Origin of the sequence: Photorhabdus aballayi (genome assembly GCF_026153155.1) — a bacterium.
In the GTDB taxonomy this organism is placed as follows: domain Bacteria; phylum Pseudomonadota; class Gammaproteobacteria; order Enterobacterales; family Enterobacteriaceae; genus Photorhabdus; species Photorhabdus luminescens.
The window spans coordinates 1-19,235 of the sequence record NZ_JAPFCD010000078.1; the positions used below are offsets into that span (position 1 = coordinate 1).

Genomic DNA, 19,235 nt, shown 5'->3' on the forward strand with positions numbered 1-19,235 from the left:
CATGATTTCACTGGGATACATGCGACCTTGTCGGCGGCGTAGACGGTATCCGTTATCAAGACAAAACTGCGTCCACTGAGGGATGAAAAAACGGCAAAAATCGTCGACATCGCAGAAAATTTCCACTAACTTATCCATAGCCTGTTCCTCCCCGGAGCTGTTTTCGGCGTTCACCAAAACTTTGCTCCCGGAACAGGCTTCTCGTCAATTTCTTATCCAGAACTCAGGTTAATTACGATGCCAATACCATAGTGTATCGCTATAAACCCAAAGCCAAACCACTAGAGTTAATTATTCCAAGACTACATTTATATCGAGAGATTTAATGGCAGAATACGGGGTTTAAGGAGCAATGGAACAGCAAACGCCGTTAATAGGTTATTTTAAATAGCCATTTAATTATAAATCAATTTGTTATCACTATTCATTAAATTCCCTCAGTTCTCCTCTGCTGACGGCCTCCGGAACAGTAAAGGAATAACGTTCCTGCATATTGACATGTCCGCATTGTAACAGTGATAGTTTTTCAACATCTTCATTCTGAACTGGATAACCTTCCCGTCTGAGTTGTTGCCTTTTCAATTCACCAAAGCCCTTTTCTATCTCCCAACGCTCTCAATAAATCTTTAACCGCTTTTCAAAAGGATAACGAATGGGATCTTTCAAAGAAGTCAGAAAGCCTTTTAATTTTCCTTGTGGAGTTTTCAGGCTGATCGTGGGTTCCGTTTTGGAATCTGTTTACTATGGACATTCGTCATTTTCGAGGATTCCTTCGCTGACCTCCTATAATGGCAACTAAAAAGTGTACCACATTACTTTTAATTTCGAGTATGATGATTTTTGTTAGGTATTTTTATGAGTTACTCGCATTTTAAAATTTAAACTTGTGTCAAAAAATTGATTTATTGATAATAAGTTACAGTAACGTTACATTTTATATTAGCCATACAAATAAGTTTCATCCATTAAACTTTCAATTCATAGGAAGAACATGAATAATAATGAAATAAGAGAAGGCATTGACACTTTATTAGCCTCTGATGCTGAAATTATTACAGATGTAAAAATATTAAAGTTAGAAGTCGCTCCAGCATCAGATGCATCAAATAATGTTCGAGTAACATATAAAGATAATTGGGGAAATATTCATGATAAACTCTACCTTGCACACCCTGATAGTTATATAACAGGCGTTGGACTATATATAACATTATTACTTGCTTTGTTTGGTGATTCCTCTGTCACTTTTAAAACTACGGGAAATATAAGTGACAATGGTTATGGTTATATTTCCGGCGTTATAATACAAAATAAAAAATGATGCAATACAGTTAAAGAAATGAATCAATAGCATTTAAAAAACCACTTCAGTAGGAAGTGGTTTTTACAACTTGGATTTGACTAATAACTATAAGGTTAAAGTTTAAAAAATTATTCGTAATAATTGTTACGAATCTTTATCTTATTTGAATAGGATATTTTAGGCCGTATTTCATCCTATAAAATTCACTAAATATTTTTTTAGTTATGTAGAAGAGGCTTTTTACTTTTATTGTTGTCATGAAATTTTATGGCAGCATTTAATGATTGGAATATGCAAGGATCATAAGGAGAGGATATGTACATCTACACTGGAAAATTGAAATCAATCTGGTCTTCAGCAGGCGATAACTTGGTTGTAATCTTTCCATCTGAAATTGAAGTCAACCAGCCAGTAATTGTTTCATGGGAGTCGTCAGTTATCGTCAACGATAATCTCGATGAATCCAAAAATTTAAGTGGCGTAATTAGCGAGCTTGAACCACAGGAGTTTGGTTTTAACATTTCCATTGATTGGGGGCAGAATTTCCGATTGATTGGATTAATTGCTACGGGCAAAGAGTCTCTAATTATCGCAATGAAGGATAAAAATGGTGACACATTGTTTACATCGACGTTAACTAACCTTCAAGAGCAGGAAGTGCCGCCGGTTGTCAGCCGACTTATAAAAAATACCCTTCAGGATGTCCCAAATGGGATTAAGCCTCTAGGAAGTGCCAGCACAATGCTTAACGGTATATGGGAGGACAGTACAATATTTAACGATACCGACTCAATATGGTTTTGTGAGTTAGTTGATTCAAGCGATGATACTGTAATGAAAACCGCTGTCTACGGTGCGCTTAGTCTCGGAGTGACCGCCCTCGGTCTGGTTCCCGGAGGAATGGTGGCGGCCGCATCCCTTGCCGCCGCAAGTACAGCTATTACACTCATCTCGGGGGCCGATACGTTGTGGGGTGGCACAGAGCCGAATAACGGAAAGTTGCCCCCTGGTCGCTCCATCACCAAAGAAAGTGGTTTTCTGAAAAATAACTGCGTTTATTTGACGCGTTTAACGGTTTTGCCAGAAGGCAGTAATCGTCTTGTCCTTCAGATGTATAAAAAAGATGGATTAAAAACAGGCCAATATAGCATAACGGAACTCATTAAGGAAGTTACGCCCCAAAATATGCTTAACTTAGTGCTGGATTCTGCGAAGAAGGTTGTCAGTTATTCGTATATTGAAATTGACGCGTTTAAAATAATTAACAAATCCCACTCTCAATTTGATATGCGAAGCAATTTGATTAACGATGATGCTGATGTGGGGTTTAGTTATAAGGCCACTAGAAATCTCGACGATCTTATTCAAGGTTCAAGGTTTGAATTTGATTCGTGGATGCCCGACATTGAATTCTCGTATGACCCTCATTATCTTAGCGGCATCACTACCCATCGGAAATATTATCTCGCGAACGAAAGCGGTAACGCGATCTTCGAACTTCCGGATAATCCATCAATGCCATTATTAAGATTAAAGTGGCGTGAGGTTATAATCCCCTATAATAGGAAGGAGTTGGGAAGAGCGAGTACTCAGGGCGATGTGTTGGAGATAATCAAAAATAATCGGAATTACGTTGTCTGGAGCTGGCAAGAGCAAGAGAACGGTGAGATATATGGATACGAAACACTGAATAAAATTGTTGCTCAACAACATGATAAAAAGCACGCATCGTACGTATATCTCAGAGTGAGTTCTGAAACACCGTTTACAAAAGTTAACAGCGTTTAGTTGAATAATTTTGGAAATTTGACTTTTGCGAAGCTAATTTTTTAATCGGTTAAATCCATGCAAATTTATCAATGACCATTTGAGAGACGTTATTGATCAATATCTTTTGGTAGTTTCTTGCCACGGGCGTGTGCCGTTTCCAACCCGGCATTCGTCCGTTCTCGGATCAGATCACTCAAAGGTACTGAAAAACTAATACCTTTTTCCTTGAGTCCATCAGGGCATCCCCTTCCTGCAGAACCATTTTGGCATCTTTGAGACGCTGGCATTGCTAATTAATACGAAAAGATTTTTCAGCCGCCTTTTTGTTTCCGGCTATTCAGCATGTGCAGTTTCAAAAGGAAGCTGAACCCAACCTCCGATAGGCATGTACTATGCTAAAAATAATGTTCGTCTTTACGTGGTTGGCATTAAATACGACTTGTGAGTTTGATGTTTGCACCTTTTGTTCTATAATTAATAGTATGTTGTAACTAAATGTGTTATTCAAATGAGTAAATATTTATCAATTGAAGATTTAACTAGTTGTTTTCAAAAGCAAGAAAATAAGTTGAAACAATTGTATGAACAATTAAGTAGCTATTTTTTGTTAGCCGCTCATGTGTTCGTTTTGCCTGATGTAGAAAAAGGCAATGAACATGATGCTGTAACAGAAATAATTGTTAATGAAATGACAGGTAATGACGCACTAAATTTAGGATTAAGTCATTATCAGAAGCTATTTATATATCACAATAATCAAAATATCAGCAGTAAAACTGCCGTTCGTCTTCCCGGTGTATTATGTTTTTCAGTGAATCAACAACAATATCACTCTGCTTTACTATTGATTGAAGAAATTAATAAATTAAAAGCAGAACTCGAACATATCGTAACTGTTCAATCAGGGGTGGATAAAGAGCAGCGGTTTGAGTTTGTTCACAGTCAGTTACATGGGTTGATAACTTTAAATGCCTACAGAACTATCACTCCCCTTCTCAATCCTGATTCAGTTCGTTTTGGTTGGGCGAATAAAAATATCATCAATAAAGTGACAAAAGACCAAATTCTGCAACGTTTGGAAAAAAGTTATAACGCGGGTCGTGCCGTTCCCCCCTATTCTCGTGAACAATGGGTAGCATTGGTTGGCAAGGAAATCACCGATATAAAAAAATTACCTGATGATGTAGTTTTAAAAATCAAGCGACCGGTGAAAGTACAACCCATTGCACGAGTCTGGTATGCGGAACAACAAAAGCAAGTGCAATATGCTTGTCCCCTGCCAATAATCGCGTTTTATGTTAACTATGGCGATAATCAACCAAAGATAGGGAGACTTGCTAATTACGATGTCAACGCCATAGTGCATCGCTATAAACCCAAAGCCAAACCACTGGAATTGATTATTCCAAGACTACATTTATATCGAGAGATTTAATGCATGGTTGCTTATTTGACCCAACATAGTCAATTGTCTATTATAATAATGACAAATGACCAAGGAGGTGCTTATGCGAGTTTTCACACCAAGCCACAAAATCCAGAGTAACCCACTTTGGCGAACAGTTGGTTTCCCATCAAACAGTGGGCCACATTTGAATGCAATATTAGATGAAGGGTTGCCAGTCACTATAGTTGATAAGATACAAAATTGGTCAACGTTTGGTAAAGGGGATATTCTGCGGATTGCTGGTATACAAATACGCAGCTATTCAAGACGCTGCTCAGGTAAAGGCAAATTTACTGCTGATGAAAGTCAGCGCATTGCCCGGTTTATACGTGTCATGGACCATGCGGTAGATTTATTTAACGGTGACAAAGATAAAGCAGCTCAATGGATGAAACGCCCTATCCGGGGTTTAGGATACGTAACCCCTGAATCAATGCTCGACACAGAAAGCGGGGCGCTAGATGTAATGAATCTTATAGGCAGAATTGAGCACGGAATTGTATCGTGATCCTATACCGATTTACCCGTTCAAAATATGTCGAATCCGCATGGAGCGGCACAGGGGCAAAGTTATATGGAGGCCGCTGGCACAATATAGGAAGACCTTCGGTCTATGTAGCCACTTCTATTTCTCTTGCCGTGCTGGAAGTACTTGTTCATGTCGGAGACGATGAACTTCTCACTGATTTTGCTCTGTTAAGTATCGACATCCCTGAAAATCAAATTGATATTTTAAACATTGATACATTACCTCCTGATTGGAATGATCCCGTCCCCTCTGCTTGCACAATGGAAATAGGCAGTGAATGGTTCGAGGTTAGTCATTCTATTGGCCTGATGGTTCCCTCTGCCATCATCCCCTACGAAAATAACGTCATTCTGAATCCTATGGCGAAGAATTTTCATAAGTATATAAGCACGGTTAAGCGCCTGGATTTTGGCATTGATTCCCGTTTATCAAAAGCAAAAAAATAATTTAAAGATCGAGAAACAAAAACCGGAGCACTCGTCTCCGGTCAATTTTTCATGGCTAAATAACAATTACTTCAAGCTGCCAACCATATCTTCAGGACGAACCCACTCATCAAACTCAGCTTCTGTCAGATAACCCAGTTTCATCGCCGACTGTTTTAATGTCAGCCCTTCTTTATGGGCTTTCTTAGCAATTTCCGCGGCCTTGTCATAACCAATATGCATATTCAACGCCGTCACCAGCATCAGAGATTCATTCAGCAACTGAGTAATACGATCGCGGTTAGGCTCGATACCAACAGCGCAATGTTCATTAAAGCTACGCATACCGTCAGCCAACAAGCGAATAGATTGCAGGAAGTTATTAATCACCATTGGGCGGAACACATTCAGCTCAAAATTACCTGATGCACCACCAATATTAATAGCAACATCATTACCCATCACCTGGGCGCAAAGCATCGTCACCGCTTCACACTGAGTTGGGTTAACTTTACCTGGCATGATTGAACTGCCCGGCTCATTTTCTGGAATTGAAATTTCGCCGATACCACAGCGAGGGCCGGAAGCCAACCAACGAACATCGTTTGCGATTTTCATCATGGATGCCGCCAGACCTTTTAATGCCCCATGAGAATGAACCAGCGCATCACAAGTCGCCAGTGCTTCAAATTTATTTGGCGCAGTAACAAACGGATGGCTAGTCAATTCAGCCAGCTTCTTGGCGACACGAACAGCATATTCAGGATGAGTATTTAAACCGGTGCCAACCGCAGTTCCCCCTAGCGCCAGTTCACAAACATGGGGAATACTGTCTTCAATGTGTTTCAGGTTATGCGTTAACATTGCCGCCCAACCAGAAATTTCCTGACCAAGGGTCAATGGCGTCGCATCTTGCAGGTGGGTACGGCCAATTTTAACGATATCCTTATAAGCTTCAGCTTTATCAGCCAATGTTTTTTGTAATATTTTCAGCTCAGGAATAAGGTGTTCACGCAACGCGATAACAGCGGCAACATGCATTGCTGTTGGGAAAACATCGTTAGAACTTTGGCTTTTATTGACATCATCGTTAGGATGGATAAGGCGCTCATTCCCCCTCACCCCGCCAAGGATCTCGCTACCACGGTTCGCCAACACTTCGTTCATATTCATGTTACTTTGTGTTCCAGAACCGGTCTGCCAGATAGCAAGCGGAAATTCTGTCGGATGTTTACCTTCCAGCACTTCTTTCGCAGCGGCAATAATTGCTTCGCCACGTTCTTGCGGCAGAAGGCCCAAATCCATATTGACGCTGGCCGCAGCCTGTTTGGTTAATGCAAGTGCATGAATCAATGCAACCGGCATTTTCTCCTGCGAAATGCGGAAATGCTCAAGCGAGCGTTGAGTTTGCGCTCCCCACAGTTGGTCAGCAGGTACTTCGATAGGCCCCATTGAGTCTTTTTCAATGCGAGTGGCTGCCATTACTATCTCTCCTTAACACACAGAATAATCGAATATGCATAATCGGTCTTTGCAGATAAACTGATTAGCATTCTGTTATCATGCCACATATTAGTTCCTGATTATGCCAACCAAGTCGTATTTATCGTATTGTAGTGGAAAGGAAATAGATTGATTTTTTTAAAAAGAGAGTAACGGCCATGTTAAAGATGATAAATCAGATCCAGCACTATTCATGGGGAAGTAAAACTGCCCTGACGGATATTTATGGTGTTGAAAATCCAGATAATCTGCCAATGGCTGAATTATGGATGGGCGCCCATCCTAAAAGCAGTTCACTTGTAGCCAATCCTGAAACCGGAAAACCAATTGCTTTAAATGAATTAATCGCCAGTGATCCGGAAAAATATCTGGGGAAGAAAGTTTCAGATAGATTTCACCGTTTGCCTTTTCTATTTAAGGTATTGTGCGCGGCTCAACCTCTTTCAATTCAGGTTCATCCTGATAAAAAATCCGCAGAAGAGGGTTTTGCTAAAGAGAATATCGCGGGTATTCCGTTAGATTCACCCGAAAGAAATTACAAAGATGATAACCATAAACCTGAACTGGTTTATGCTCTTACCCCTTTCCGAGCAATGAATGGATTCCGTTCATTAAACGAAATCGCTCAATTACTGGAATTTGTTACTGCGGCCCATCCCAAGATTCCATTCTTTATTCAAACACCAAATGAACAAAATCTTGCCTGCTTATTCTCCCAATTGCTTAATATGAGTGGTAAGCAAAAGCAGTTAGCTCTTGGTGTATTAAAATCGGCGTTAAATAGTCGACTCGGTGAACCTTGGGATTCTATCAGGAAAATGACAGCGTTTTACCCTGACGATAATGGCCTGTTTATTCCACTTTTACTTAATGTTATCGAGCTTGAGCCTGGTCAAGCCATGTTTCTATGTGCACGCACGCCTCACGCTTATCTGGAAGGGGTTGCTCTTGAAGTTATGGCAAATTCAGATAATGTCCTACGAGCAGGTTTGACCAACAAATATATTGATATCCCCGAGTTAATGGCAAACCTTGATTTTGTATCAAAACCGATAAACACTTTATTTGCGCTACCCAATCAGGAAAAAACAGCGAAAAATTTCCCTATTCCAGTGGATGATTTTGCATTTTCTATTTACTCTCTATCAAAACAGCCAATTACGCTGGATAACAACTCCGCATCGATTGTTTTTTGTGTTGAAGGTCAAACAGTTATACAATCTGGCGAACACCAATTAAGAATTTTCCCAGGTGAGTCAGTATTTATATCTGCTGCCGAAAAGGCTGTGATTATTCACGGTGAAGGTTTTACCGCCCAGGTTTTTAATTAATAATGCCAATCTGGGCCTAAAACTTATTCACAGGCCGTTAAGCACTGCTTAAATTCTAAGTTTGTGCTAACGGCCGTTTTTATACTAAGAGAGTGCATATTACCTAGCAAAATATGCATAGAAGGATGGATTTGTATTATGAAAAAATCGTTAGTGGCAGTAGGCATTATTGTTGCCTTAGGAGCAGCCTGGACTGGAGCTTCATGGTATACCGGCAAACAGCTCGAACAACGTCTAGACCAATCAATTTCCCGCGCCAATGCTGAAATGAAAAAAGCATTCCCTGAAACAGGTCTGGTGTTACAGAGTAAAGATTTCCACCGTGGCGTGTTCAGTTCTGATGTCCGTATCATTCTGACCACTAAAGATGGCGTTAAAAACGCAGAAATCAAACCAGGTGAAGAGATTTCAATTAAATCTGTGATTGATCACGGCCCTTTCCCACTGGCGCAAGTGAAGAAATTAACCCTTATTCCTAGTCTGGCTTCCATTCATTCCGAACTGGAAAATAATGAAACGTTAAAACCGCTGTTTGAAATTACTAAAGGAAAATCGCTGCTCACTTCTGATTCACGCGTCAGTTATAGTGGTTCTGTTATTTCTGATGTTGATATCGTCCCCGTCGATTTTGAACAAAATGGCGCTAAGTTCAATTTTTCCGGCGCCAAACTCACTTCCGATCTCAGCCGTGATCTGAAAGAAATATCACTGGCGCTCAAGAGTGACCAGTTAACCATCAATAAAAACAACGAAAATTTCCTTGTCAAAGGTATTGATTTAAACCTGGCTAATAAGAAAGGCAAATTTGATATCTATATTGGCGATCAAAGCATTACAATTCAGGAAATCAGCCTAAAAGGCATCGGCAATGAAGATATGACGCTTTCCGGTGTTAAAATAGATTCAAATATCGGTGAAGATGAAACTAATCTGAAAGGGAAAATCACTTACAGTTTAGATGGTCTCAAACTGAAAAATATCGATTTTGGTTCTGGTAAATTTGAAATTACTGCGGATCGTCTGGATGGTGAAGCCGTGCGTAAGTTTACTCAAGCTTACAATGATGCCACAGCTAAATCGCTCTCTTCCGGCGATCTTTCTTCCGACGCGGCAAATACCGCTATTATTGATGCAGTAGCGTCTAACCTGCCTACTTTGCTGAAAAACAATCCACAATTTGGTATCGAACCATTAACCTGGAAAAATGCCAAAGGTGAAAGCACCATTAATTACCAAGTGAGTTTGAAGAACTTACCGAAAGATAAAAGTAGCTTGTATTCAATGAAAACAGAAGAAGCTATTCGCGCTTTAATTCAGAACATGTCTCTGAATGTCACATTACCAAGACCTATGATGATTGAGTTCTCCACTCAGTCAATGATAATGAATGGCATGGATAAAGCAAAGGCTGAACAAAATGCTGAACAACAGATAAAACAGTTTGAACAATTGGGGCAACTGTTTAAAATTACCACGGTTGATAAAGATGCTATCAGCATTAAATTTAACTATGCAGATGGTAATGTAGAAATGAATGGTAAGAAAATGTCCTTACATCAATTCATGTCTGAATACGGTTTATCTGACCCTTCTGATGATATTGAAGCGCCAGAGCAAATAGCGCCAGAAAGTGATACCCACGACAGTGGAAAGGTGAAAACAGAAGGTACTGTGCAACCTGCGCAATAAAACGCATCCATAAATGTTTTGTTAAATTGCCAGTCAATGCATGTGACTGGCATTTTTATATAAAAAGGACCGGAATATGATTGACACAAAACTCCCACTGACAGATTTACACCGCCATCTCGATGGAAATATCCGGCCGGAGACTATCTTAGATCTTGCCAACCAGCATAATATTCAGCTTCCAGCAAATGATCTGGAATCACTGCGCCCTCACGTACAAATTATTGAAAATGAACCGAGCTTGGTAAGCTTTTTGCAAAAACTTGATTGGGGAGTGGCGGTACTCGCTGATTTGGACGCTTGTCGTCGTGTTGCTATTGAGAATGTTGAAGATGCCATCAATACTGGGCTCGACTATGCTGAATTACGTTTTTCCCCTTATTACATGGCGATGAACCACAAATTGCCAATTGAAGGGGTTGTTGAGGCGATTATTGATGGTATCCATTCTGCCCGTCAAAATAACGATATCGACATTCGTCTTATCGGCATTTTGAGCAGAACTTTCGGTGAGCAAGCATGCTCTCAGGAATTAGCTAGCCTGCTAGCTCACCAACAACATATTACTGCTCTGGATCTCGCGGGTGATGAATTAGGTTTTCCCGGCCATCTTTTTCAATCCCATTTTAATAAAGCCCGTGATGCTGGTTGGCATATAACCATCCATGCCGGCGAAGCCGCAGGCGCTGAAAGTATTTGGCAAGCAATTAGGGAATTAGGCGCCACGCGTATTGGTCATGGGGTAAAAGCCATTACCGATCCCTTATTAATGGATTATTTGGTTGAAAACCATATTGGTATTGAAGCCTGTTTAACCTCAAACCTTCAAACCAGCACTGTTAATTCTTTATTGGACCATCCACTCAAACAATTCCTGGAAAAAGGTATTCTTGCTTCCATTAATACAGATGATCCAGCCGTTGAAGGCATCGACATCCGCCATGAATATGAAGTTGCCGCCCCTGCCGCCGGTTTATCTATTGCTCAAATTCGCCAGGCTCAGATAAATGGGCTGGAAACCGCTTTTATCAGTGATGCAGAAAAACAAGCATTACGAGTGAAAGCAGCAAATCGTTAAATATAAACAGTTCAGGAATGGAAATTCCATTCCTGATTATGGTTATATATTTGGAATATAAAATACAATAGAATTGGACTCAATTTAAAGGATATATCTACTATTAATATTGTTACAATATGGCTGCGTAATAGGTTTTAGTAGATTTTTTGGTGGTTTTGACCTTATAATTTACCTATCAAAACACATTAGGAGTTCTGGAATATGTCCGTATTGGATGGAGTAACAGTAGTAATAATTTGGCTGTTTCTGATTTACGTATTGTATGTTGGTCATTTCTGGTATGTCTCTGTTCCGTTAGGATTATTTTTTATATTCATAGCAGTTAAAACGGCTAAAACAGTAAAAACTAAAATTTTATGTACTGGATTAGCGTTGTTTTTCCTAATTGCGCCAATTACTGCATTGCTAAAATACAGGGAAATTTTTTATTTGGCGTAACTTTCTGCAATGAATTAATGTTATCCATGCACCAATGGAAATATAGCGAATGCGGTGCTGATAACTTCTAGTTCATTCTCGCATATAAAAAATGTAAGTACGTATTAAATTAATTCCATTAGTCAACACTAGATTTGACACAACGTCAATCATATTAAGAATCCTTTTTGTTAGTGTTTTTTGAAATTATTAAATCATTTAATTTAAATATATTCTCTTCTTTTACAAGCCAATCTGTCATTTCATTACTATACTTCTCAGAAATATATTTTTTAATTTCTAAGTTAGTCTTATAGTTTACATCATCATCTTCTGGATGAGACAGATGTACACCTTCTATCCCTTCAAATAAATGAAATTTAGAATTAGCTTTGTAAAGCCGGAAACCAAGATCAATATCTTCACCACCCCATGATATAAACTGCTCATCAAAACAGCCCACTTTTTCAAAAAGTTCTTTTTCTACGCTAAATATTGTTCCCCATAAAAAAAACCAAGGTGCAGGCATGGAGTATAATTTATAGTTAAATCTGGAGTACGAGCTTTGGCGAATATCTTTATCTACAGCTATTACTTCGGAGTCATTAAAATCCGCGCTTTGCTTGTTTAGTAGGGGTCCGCTTGGAAAACGGACCCCCAGTACATCATTCGATGTGCCGTTGATAATCCATAGATTGGTGTAAGACTCTTACAATAGTGATCCCATTTGCCATTAAACGAAAAAAGATAATGTGTGAAGCAACCGGGAATGATTTTAGTCCAGGTCGAACATGGCTGTAATTCCGGGCCAGTTCGGGAGCTTCAGCAAGTGTATGAAAAGCCCTGTCGATATTCTTGATATATTGATACGCTCTTTCCAGGCCAAATTCTTGATAACTGTATTCAAAAATAGCCTCTAAATCCTGTTCAGCTTTAGGCTTTAGAAAAAATGTTTTACTGGACATTGGGTGTTTTATTTTTCATACGTGTAAGGAAAGTATTGAGATCCCACGCTACAACTTCTCCACTGTTATCACCTTCATCAATTAGCTGACGAAGTGCTTCAAGTTTAGACTCAGCTTGTTTTTCCTGTAATAACCGTAATCCCTCCCGAACGACTTCACTATTAGTTTTGTAATAACCTGATTTAACTAGGCTTTCTACAAAACCACGTAATTCTTCGCCGGTATCTACTGTCATTGTACGCGATACCATAGTACACCTCATTCAGATAATTAATTAACATTCCATAGTGTAAGACATATTCTTACACTCCGAAAGTTTTGTCCAGATATACATCCAAGCATCTGTCAATTTTAATTTTAAGTAGTTGTCTGATTGGATTTTTTAATCTATAGTTATATATACATTAACTATTAATGTGGTGTATTACAGCATAATTAGCATAGGCGGAAAGCAGCTAATGTGGATGCTTGAGCTGATTCGCCTGTAAGAGGTTTTCCGACCATAGCCCCATTTGTTCCTTCGTTCCCTCCCAGCCCTTGCTACGTCTGGCTTTAAGAAGAAAAATTGATTTTAAGTCGGTCTATACGAAAGGGTAACTTACTGAATATAAAGATTTTAATTTTTAATCAAAATTCATGTTATCAATTTAACTATCTTCAGCATAATTTCTCTTTGTATTTTCTGTTTTATCTATGCGATTCAATGTATCAATTAGTGTTGTTCTTTTTACGCCAAAATTACGACAAATTGCAGCTTTAGACATCCCACCTTCCAATGCTATAAGGATTGCATCCAATTTTTCACCCGTGATCGCCAAAGGCCGTCCACCTCATTTTTCTCTCCGGTTAGCTGCCTCCAGACCTGCAATAACGCGTCTTTTGTTAATGAGCGTTCGTCATCATTAATATATATTTACAACAATTCCCTATTATAGATTTATATCTATTTCTGTTTTAACCTCTGGGCATAACGTTGTGCCAATACCGCACACACCATCAACTGAATTTGGTGAAAAATCATCAACGGCAACAACATTACGCCAACCGTCGCCGCAGGGAATAAAACATTGGCCATTGGCACGCCATTAGCCAGACTCTTTTTCGAACCGCAAAAAACAATCGTGATTTCGTCTTCTTTATTAAAACCTAGCCAGCGAGCGGTATAAGTATTAATCATCAGTACAATCGCCAGCATAATGCAGCAAATAACCCCAATCATCAGTAACGAATAACTATCAATCTTGTGCCAAATGCCTTCTACAACCGCCTCGCTAAACGCTACATAAACCACCAAAAGAATTGATGACCGGTCGGTCATATTAACCAGTTTTTTATGTTTCTCCACCCAACGTGCAATTAATGGCCGTGACAGATGCCCGATAATAAAAGGAACCATCAATTGAAGAATTATGGATTTTATTGCCTCTAACGTATCAGGGCTACCCTCTCCCTGGATATGAATCATCAATCCAACTAATATTGGCGACAAAAATACACCCAAAATACTGGATGCCGAAGCACTACAAATAGCAGCGGCAACATTACCACCAGCAACTGAGGTAAAAGCAATAGCTGACTGAACCGTAGCCGGTAACGCACAAAGATAAAGGAATCCCCAATAAACTGTTGGCGTCATGATTTCGGGCACTAGTAAATTCAACCCTAATCCAATAATCGGGAATAAGACAAAGGTACTGAGAAAGACCACCAAATGAAGTCGCCAATGTCCTATGCCGGCAATAATAGCTTGACGAGATAATTTGGCGCCATGCATAAAGAACAGCAGGGCAATAGCCGCAGTGGTTAATCGTTGAAACCAAACTTTAATTTCACCCTCGCAAGGAAAGAATGTCGCAATAACGACTACCGTCACTAATATCATCAAAAAAGGATCTATTCTTAACCTTTGCCACCAAGTCATTTATCATTTTCCTTGCTTTGCAAATAATTAGCCCGGCAAACCAGGCTAATCAATAAATAGCTTAAATTGCCATTGTACGTTGTTGTTCTGCCGACTGAATACCGGCTTCAATTAATTTCATGATTTGAATTGCTTCATCTGCCGTCACTGGATTAGGTTTACCTAGCGTAATCGCATCACGGATAGCAGTATAATAAGCAGAATAATTACCAGGCAAAGTCGGTACATGTTCAGTCACTAACTCCTCTCCACGTGACAGCGTCACAATACCATCACGAATATCATATCCCCAATCGGCATGCGGGGGCCTTTCCCCTGCTTTCAATCGCTCTTCCTGAGGATCAAGACCATATTTTACGTAACTGCCTTCCATACCATGCAACGTATAAACGGCAGATTCAGCCGCTGCCACTGTTGTTGCATGAAGAACCACTTTGATATCCGGATAATTCAACAACACGTGGAAATAATCTACCGCTTCCGCATGTGGGCGGATCATCCCGAAATCAGCCGTAATAGATTGCGGTTTACCAAACAGTTGAACCGCTTGATCGAGTAAGTGAGGGCCTAAATCATACCAAACCCCACTTCCTTGCCCCGCCGCTTCACGCCATCTTTGACGTATAACCGGACGATAACGATCAAAATGGGCGGCAAAATATTTTAATTTGCCCAGACGATTCTCTTTAATTAACGATTTTATGGTTAGAAAGCCGGAATCCCAACGGCGGTTATGAAATACAGAAAGTAATAAATTCGCCTTTTCTGCCTGCTCTTTTAAAGATTCCGCTTGTTCAACTGTGATGGTAAATGGTTTATCCACCACAACATGCTTACCCGCTGCCAATGCTTTCTGTGCCAGAGGATAATGCGTATCATTAGGTGTCGGAATAACGATTAAATCAATGTCGGGATCATTAAAAAGATCCTCAGGGCAGGATACCACTGGAATATTTGGCCAATCTGATTTCACTTTCTCAGCATCACTACTGGAAATGGCGGCCAATTTAATACCAGCAGCGCCAGCAATTAATGGTGCATGGAACGTTTTACTCGCATAACCATACCCCACCAACCCAACCTTTAACAGCTCACGCATAACAGCCCCTCAAACTCATTAATAATATGCAGTAATTTCAGCATCCGTAAAAAATATCATCGGTGATGACCGTTTCGCAAATTATCTCCAAGTCCAGCCTTGAAGATCTTTCAATCAATCTATTTCCTAAGTCGTCAGAATCGCCTATTATTCTTCTTTCGTATAGCTTCAAGTGGAATGATTTATGTATCAAACCAATGATTACCACCGAATTAATGGTTGGGTTCTGGCTCCGGCGGCTTATCTGATTATGACCTTTCTCAGCGCCAGTGTAATGCTCGCCTTATATATCATGGCATTTTTTAGTCAAAACAATGTACTGAGTGCCGGGAATAATCACTTTACTTTAATGTGGTTTTTTTCTGTCGCCATTACTGCGGTAATGTGGTGTTTCACCCTATGGGTATTGAAACTGCTTTTCAATCGATCAAAAAAATTCCCGCAAACTTTTATTATTTGGCTTATTATTACCGTATTAATTGCATTGAAAACTTTCGCTTTCTCCCCTATTCCTGATCAAATGGCTTTACGTGCATTAGCATGGCCACTATTGGCAACCGCTATTTTTGTCCCCTACATTAAACGCTCTCATCGAGTCAAAATGACTTTCACACAAGATCGATAACCTCAACTTTCTTTGGTTGTTATCATAACAATAGATTGCCCCTGGTAAGACGAGGGCGTACTTATAATTTAATAAAAAGTCAACAAACCCATTTTCAGGCACAGCAATGACTGACTATTTTCTTTTATTTGTTGGAACCGTATTGGTTAACAATTTCGTCTTGGTGAAATTTCTCGGCTTATGCCCTTTTATGGGCGTATCTAAAAAGCTGGAAACAGCTATCGGGATGGGATTTGCAACAACATTCGTTATGACACTGGCTTCTGTATGTTCATGGCTGGTGAATACCTTTATTTTATTACCTCTAGACTTAATCTATTTGCGTACCCTGAGCTTTATTCTTGTCATTGCGGTTGTGGTGCAATTCACCGAGCTTGTTGTACGCAAAACCAGCCCGACGTTATACCGGTTATTGGGTATTTTCCTGCCCTTGATTACGACTAACTGTGCTGTACTCGGTGTGGCGCTACTGAATATCAATCAATCACACGATTTTTTACAATCCGCTATCTATGGTTTCGGTGCTGCCGCCGGTTTCTCTCTTGTTATGGTACTGTTTGCCGCTATTCGTGAACGTCTGGCTGTTGCTGATGTACCCGCCCCTTTCAAGGGGTCATCTATTGGTCTTATCACTGCGGGTTTAATGTCCTTGGCTTTCATGGGTTTTAGTGGTTTGGTGAAGTTCTGATGACATCATTATGGATTGCTATTGGCGCACTCAGTGCGCTAGGGTTAATTTTTGGGTTAATCCTGGGGTTTGCTGCCCGCCGTTTCCAGGTGGAAGAGGACCCCATTGTTGAAAACATTGATGATATTTTGCCGCAAAGCCAGTGTGGGCAATGTGGTTACCCTGGCTGTCGCCCTTATGCTGAAGCCATAGCGAACAATGGTGAGATGATTAACAAATGCGCACCCGGCGGCGAACAAGCCATGCTGAAAATTTCAGAGCTGCTCGGTGTCGATCCGCAACCATTAGATGGTGACGCAAGCATACAAAACCCTGCTCGTAAAGTGGCATTTATTGATGAAGAGAATTGCATTGGCTGTACCAAATGTATTCAAGCCTGTCCGGTAGACGCTATTATCGGTGCTACCCGAGCTATGCATACCGTGGTTGAAGATTTATGCACCGGTTGCGACCTGTGCGTTGCTCCTTGCCCGACAGACTGTATTACGATGATTCCTGTAACCACAACCACTGCTAATTGGAAATGGGATTTAAAAGCTATTCCAGTCAAAAATATTCCTGTTCAGCCATCGTACGCGATTTCCGCCAACAGTATCCCAGTTAAAAATATTGAGGCTGAACATCATGTTTAATCTCTTCAACTTACTCAATAAAAACAAAATCTGGGATTTTGCCGGTGGTATTCATCCACCTGAAATGAAGCTGCAATCCAGCCAAGCTCCTTTACGCATTGCGCCACTACCAGAAGAGTTAATCATCCCATTGCAACAACATTTGGGTACGGAAGGCGAGTTGCTGGTTAAAGCGGGTGATAAGGTGCTTAAAGGCCAACCTTTAACATTTGGCACTGGTCGTACTGTACCAGTTCATGCATCGACTTCCGGCACCATCACTGCCATTGAGCCATGCATTACCGCACACCCATCCGGATTGAAAGAGTTATGTGTTCGTTTATGCCCTGACGGTGCAGATCAATGGTATAAACGCATTCAGACACCTGATTATCAAGCACTGGATACAGAGACGATCCTTAACCGAATCCATCAGGCAGGCATCGCAGGCTTAGGTGGAGCCGGTTTTCCTACCGCCGCCAAACTACAAAGTGGCAGTCATGGTCTTAAAACGCTGATCATTAACGCGGCAGAATGCGAACCTTATATTACCGCGGATGACCGCCTGATGCAGGAACATGCTGGCGAACTTGTTGAGGGCATTCGTATTCTGGAACATCTGCTTAAACCAGAGCAGATCCTGATTGGTATCGAAGATAATAAGCCAGAAGCGATAAAAGCGCTTAAAACCGCGCTAAAAGGCGATAAATCGATTATCGTCCGGGTTATTCCAACCAAATATCCTTCCGGCGGCGCCAAACAACTGACCAAGATCCTGACCGGTAAAGAGGTTCCCTCCGGCGGCCGTTCCTCTACTATCGGTGTGCTAATGCAAAACGTGGGTACAGTGGTTGCTATCAAGCGTGCCATTATTGATGGAGAACCTTTGATTGAGCGAGTCGTTACGCTTACTGGCGAAGCAGTCACCTCACCGGGTAACTTCTGGGCGCGGCTCGGTACTCCGGTACAATTTCTTCTCCAGTTAGCTGGTTTTGCACCACAATCAGAACAGATGGTCATTATGGGGGGCCCTTTAATGGGATTCACTCTACCTGACCTCAACGTACCCATTGTTAAAATCAGTAACTGTATTCTGGCGCCATCTCATCAGGAAATGGATTCAAACATAGCGGAAGAAGCTTGTATCCGTTGTGGATTATGTGTGGAAGCCTGCCCTGCCCGTTTATTGCCGCAACAACTTTATTGGTTCAGTCGTGGTCAAGAACACGAAAAAGCCAGAGATCATAATCTGTTTGACTGTATTGAATGCGGTGCCTGTGCTTATGTCTGCCCAAGCAATATTCCTCTGGTGCAATATTATCGCCAGGAAAAAGCTGAAATTCGGACTTTGGATCAGGAAAACCGCCGTTCAACCGAAGCCAAAATTCGTTTCGAAGCTAAACAGGCTCGTATGGAGCGGGAAAAACTGGCCCGTGAGGAACGACACAAAAAATCGGCTGTTCAAGTTGATGATAAAGATAAAAGCGCTGTACAAAATGCGCTTTCCCGCGTGAAAGAAAAACAGGCTAACGCTGGTAAAGTCGTCACTATAGAACCGGGACAAGTACCCGATAATTCCGCAGTAATAGCTGCTCGTCAGGCAAGAAAAGAGCAGCTTCGCGCTCGTCAGGCGGAAAAACAGGCGGCTGAAAATATTAATACTGCGCCATCTGAACCAACAAGTGCGGAAGATCCACGCAAAGCCGCATTAGCAGCAGCAATTGCCAGAGCTAAAGCGAAGAAAGCAGCTCAAAATCAGGAAGTAGCACCGTCACTAGAAACGAGAGAACCCGAAACTACTACTAGTGAAAAACAAGATCCTCGTAAAGAT

The 19,235-nt window shown here is 40.8% G+C and carries 20 protein-coding genes and 2 pseudogenes; 14 read left to right on the forward strand and 8 right to left on the reverse strand.

Going from position 1 to position 19,235, the window contains the following annotated elements; genetic code table 11:
• A pseudogene (locus tag OO184_RS23010) lies at positions 1-138 on the reverse strand (IS982 family transposase); the annotation flags it as partial.
• A 92-nt stretch (positions 139-230) separates the two neighbouring features.
• Between OO184_RS23010 and OO184_RS23015 the strand changes: the two are divergent.
• From OO184_RS23015 to OO184_RS23040, 6 genes and pseudogenes are all read left to right on the forward strand, one after another.
• Positions 231-326 (forward strand): annotated as a pseudogene (locus OO184_RS23015) (DNA replication terminus site-binding protein); the annotation flags it as partial.
• Between the two features lie 665 nt (positions 327-991).
• Positions 992-1,321: a hypothetical protein gene (locus tag OO184_RS23020; protein ID WP_265381171.1), complete on the forward strand. Its 330-nt coding sequence runs from the start codon at positions 992-994 to the stop codon at positions 1,319-1,321.
• A 297-nt stretch (positions 1,322-1,618) separates the two neighbouring features.
• Positions 1,619-3,091 (forward strand): hypothetical protein, encoded by a 1,473-nt coding sequence (locus tag OO184_RS23025; RefSeq protein WP_265381172.1) that lies wholly within the window; start codon positions 1,619-1,621, stop codon positions 3,089-3,091.
• Between the two features lie 490 nt (positions 3,092-3,581).
• Positions 3,582-4,508: a DNA replication terminus site-binding protein gene (tus, locus tag OO184_RS23030; protein ID WP_265381173.1), complete on the forward strand. Its 927-nt coding sequence runs from the start codon at positions 3,582-3,584 to the stop codon at positions 4,506-4,508.
• Between the two features lie 73 nt (positions 4,509-4,581).
• The gene (xre, locus tag OO184_RS23035) at positions 4,582-5,028 is read left to right on the forward strand and encodes a type II toxin-antitoxin system antitoxin Xre (protein WP_265381174.1); all 447 of its coding nucleotides are present in this window, start codon (positions 4,582-4,584) and stop codon (positions 5,026-5,028) included.
• Positions 5,025-5,495: an RES family NAD+ phosphorylase gene (locus OO184_RS23040; protein ID WP_265381175.1), complete on the forward strand. Its 471-nt coding sequence runs from the start codon at positions 5,025-5,027 to the stop codon at positions 5,493-5,495. Before xre ends, OO184_RS23040 begins: the two co-directional genes overlap by 4 nt.
• Before the next feature lie 66 nt (positions 5,496-5,561).
• Here the strand turns inward: OO184_RS23040 and fumC are convergent, their stop codons facing one another.
• A complete protein-coding gene (gene fumC / locus OO184_RS23045; RefSeq protein WP_265381176.1) occupies positions 5,562-6,956 on the reverse strand; it encodes a class II fumarate hydratase in 1,395 nt (464 codons plus the stop codon).
• Between the two features lie 179 nt (positions 6,957-7,135).
• Here fumC and manA point away from each other — a divergent pair, with 179 nt between their 5' ends.
• The 4 genes from manA to OO184_RS23065 all read left to right on the forward strand — a co-directional run bounded on the left by manA (position 7,136) and on the right by OO184_RS23065 (position 11,516).
• Positions 7,136-8,308 carry a mannose-6-phosphate isomerase gene (gene manA, locus OO184_RS23050; RefSeq protein WP_265381177.1) on the forward strand — a complete coding sequence of 391 codons (1,173 nt, stop codon included), beginning with the start codon at positions 7,136-7,138 and terminating at the stop codon, positions 8,306-8,308.
• 138 nt (positions 8,309-8,446) lie between these two features.
• The gene (locus OO184_RS23055; protein WP_265381178.1) at positions 8,447-9,997 is read left to right on the forward strand and encodes a YdgA family protein; all 1,551 of its coding nucleotides are present in this window, start codon (positions 8,447-8,449) and stop codon (positions 9,995-9,997) included.
• Between the two features lie 76 nt (positions 9,998-10,073).
• The gene (add, locus tag OO184_RS23060) at positions 10,074-11,075 is read left to right on the forward strand and encodes an adenosine deaminase (RefSeq protein ID WP_265381179.1); all 1,002 of its coding nucleotides are present in this window, start codon (positions 10,074-10,076) and stop codon (positions 11,073-11,075) included.
• Positions 11,076-11,279: 204 nt separating this feature from the next.
• Positions 11,280-11,516 (forward strand): hypothetical protein, encoded by a 237-nt coding sequence (locus OO184_RS23065; RefSeq protein WP_265381180.1) that lies wholly within the window; start codon positions 11,280-11,282, stop codon positions 11,514-11,516.
• 154 nt (positions 11,517-11,670) lie between these two features.
• Here OO184_RS23065 and OO184_RS23070 read toward each other — a convergent pair whose 3' ends face one another.
• The 6 genes from OO184_RS23070 to OO184_RS23095 form a co-directional block, all read right to left on the reverse strand.
• Complete coding sequence (locus OO184_RS23070; protein WP_265381181.1) at positions 11,671-12,024, reverse strand: galactosyltransferase-related protein; 354 nt, start codon at positions 12,022-12,024, stop codon at positions 11,671-11,673.
• Positions 12,025-12,160: 136 nt separating this feature from the next.
• Complete coding sequence (locus OO184_RS23075) at positions 12,161-12,460, reverse strand: type II toxin-antitoxin system RelE/ParE family toxin (protein WP_139657030.1); 300 nt, start codon at positions 12,458-12,460, stop codon at positions 12,161-12,163.
• Positions 12,450-12,710 carry a type II toxin-antitoxin system ParD family antitoxin gene (locus tag OO184_RS23080; protein WP_053093412.1) on the reverse strand — a complete coding sequence of 87 codons (261 nt, stop codon included), beginning with the start codon at positions 12,708-12,710 and terminating at the stop codon, positions 12,450-12,452. The genes OO184_RS23075 and OO184_RS23080 overlap by 11 nt, the downstream gene beginning before the upstream one ends.
• Before the next feature lie 397 nt (positions 12,711-13,107).
• Positions 13,108-13,278 carry a helix-turn-helix domain-containing protein gene (locus OO184_RS23085; RefSeq protein ID WP_265381182.1) on the reverse strand — a complete coding sequence of 57 codons (171 nt, stop codon included), beginning with the start codon at positions 13,276-13,278 and terminating at the stop codon, positions 13,108-13,110.
• Between the two features lie 125 nt (positions 13,279-13,403).
• Complete coding sequence (locus OO184_RS23090) at positions 13,404-14,381, reverse strand: bile acid:sodium symporter family protein (RefSeq protein ID WP_265381183.1); 978 nt, start codon at positions 14,379-14,381, stop codon at positions 13,404-13,406.
• Positions 14,382-14,442: 61 nt separating this feature from the next.
• Positions 14,443-15,480, reverse strand: a complete 1,038-nt coding sequence (locus tag OO184_RS23095) for an oxidoreductase (RefSeq protein WP_265381184.1) — start codon at positions 15,478-15,480, stop codon at positions 14,443-14,445.
• A 184-nt stretch (positions 15,481-15,664) separates the two neighbouring features.
• On the opposite strand from OO184_RS23095, the gene OO184_RS23100 reads away from it, so the two are divergent.
• The 4 genes from OO184_RS23100 to rsxC form a co-directional block, all read left to right on the forward strand.
• Positions 15,665-16,105 carry a DUF2569 domain-containing protein gene (locus tag OO184_RS23100; RefSeq protein WP_139657027.1) on the forward strand — a complete coding sequence of 147 codons (441 nt, stop codon included), beginning with the start codon at positions 15,665-15,667 and terminating at the stop codon, positions 16,103-16,105.
• 106 nt (positions 16,106-16,211) lie between these two features.
• Positions 16,212-16,793: an electron transport complex subunit RsxA gene (rsxA, locus tag OO184_RS23105; RefSeq protein ID WP_011146612.1), complete on the forward strand. Its 582-nt coding sequence runs from the start codon at positions 16,212-16,214 to the stop codon at positions 16,791-16,793.
• Entirely contained in the window at positions 16,793-17,425 is a 633-nt protein-coding gene (gene rsxB, locus OO184_RS23110) for an electron transport complex subunit RsxB (RefSeq protein WP_265381185.1), read from the forward strand. The genes rsxA and rsxB overlap by 1 nt, the downstream gene beginning before the upstream one ends.
• On the forward strand, positions 17,418-19,235 hold a 1,818-nt coding region (gene rsxC, locus OO184_RS23115; RefSeq protein WP_265381186.1), incomplete at its 3' end, for an electron transport complex subunit RsxC. The genes rsxB and rsxC, both read left to right, overlap by 8 nt.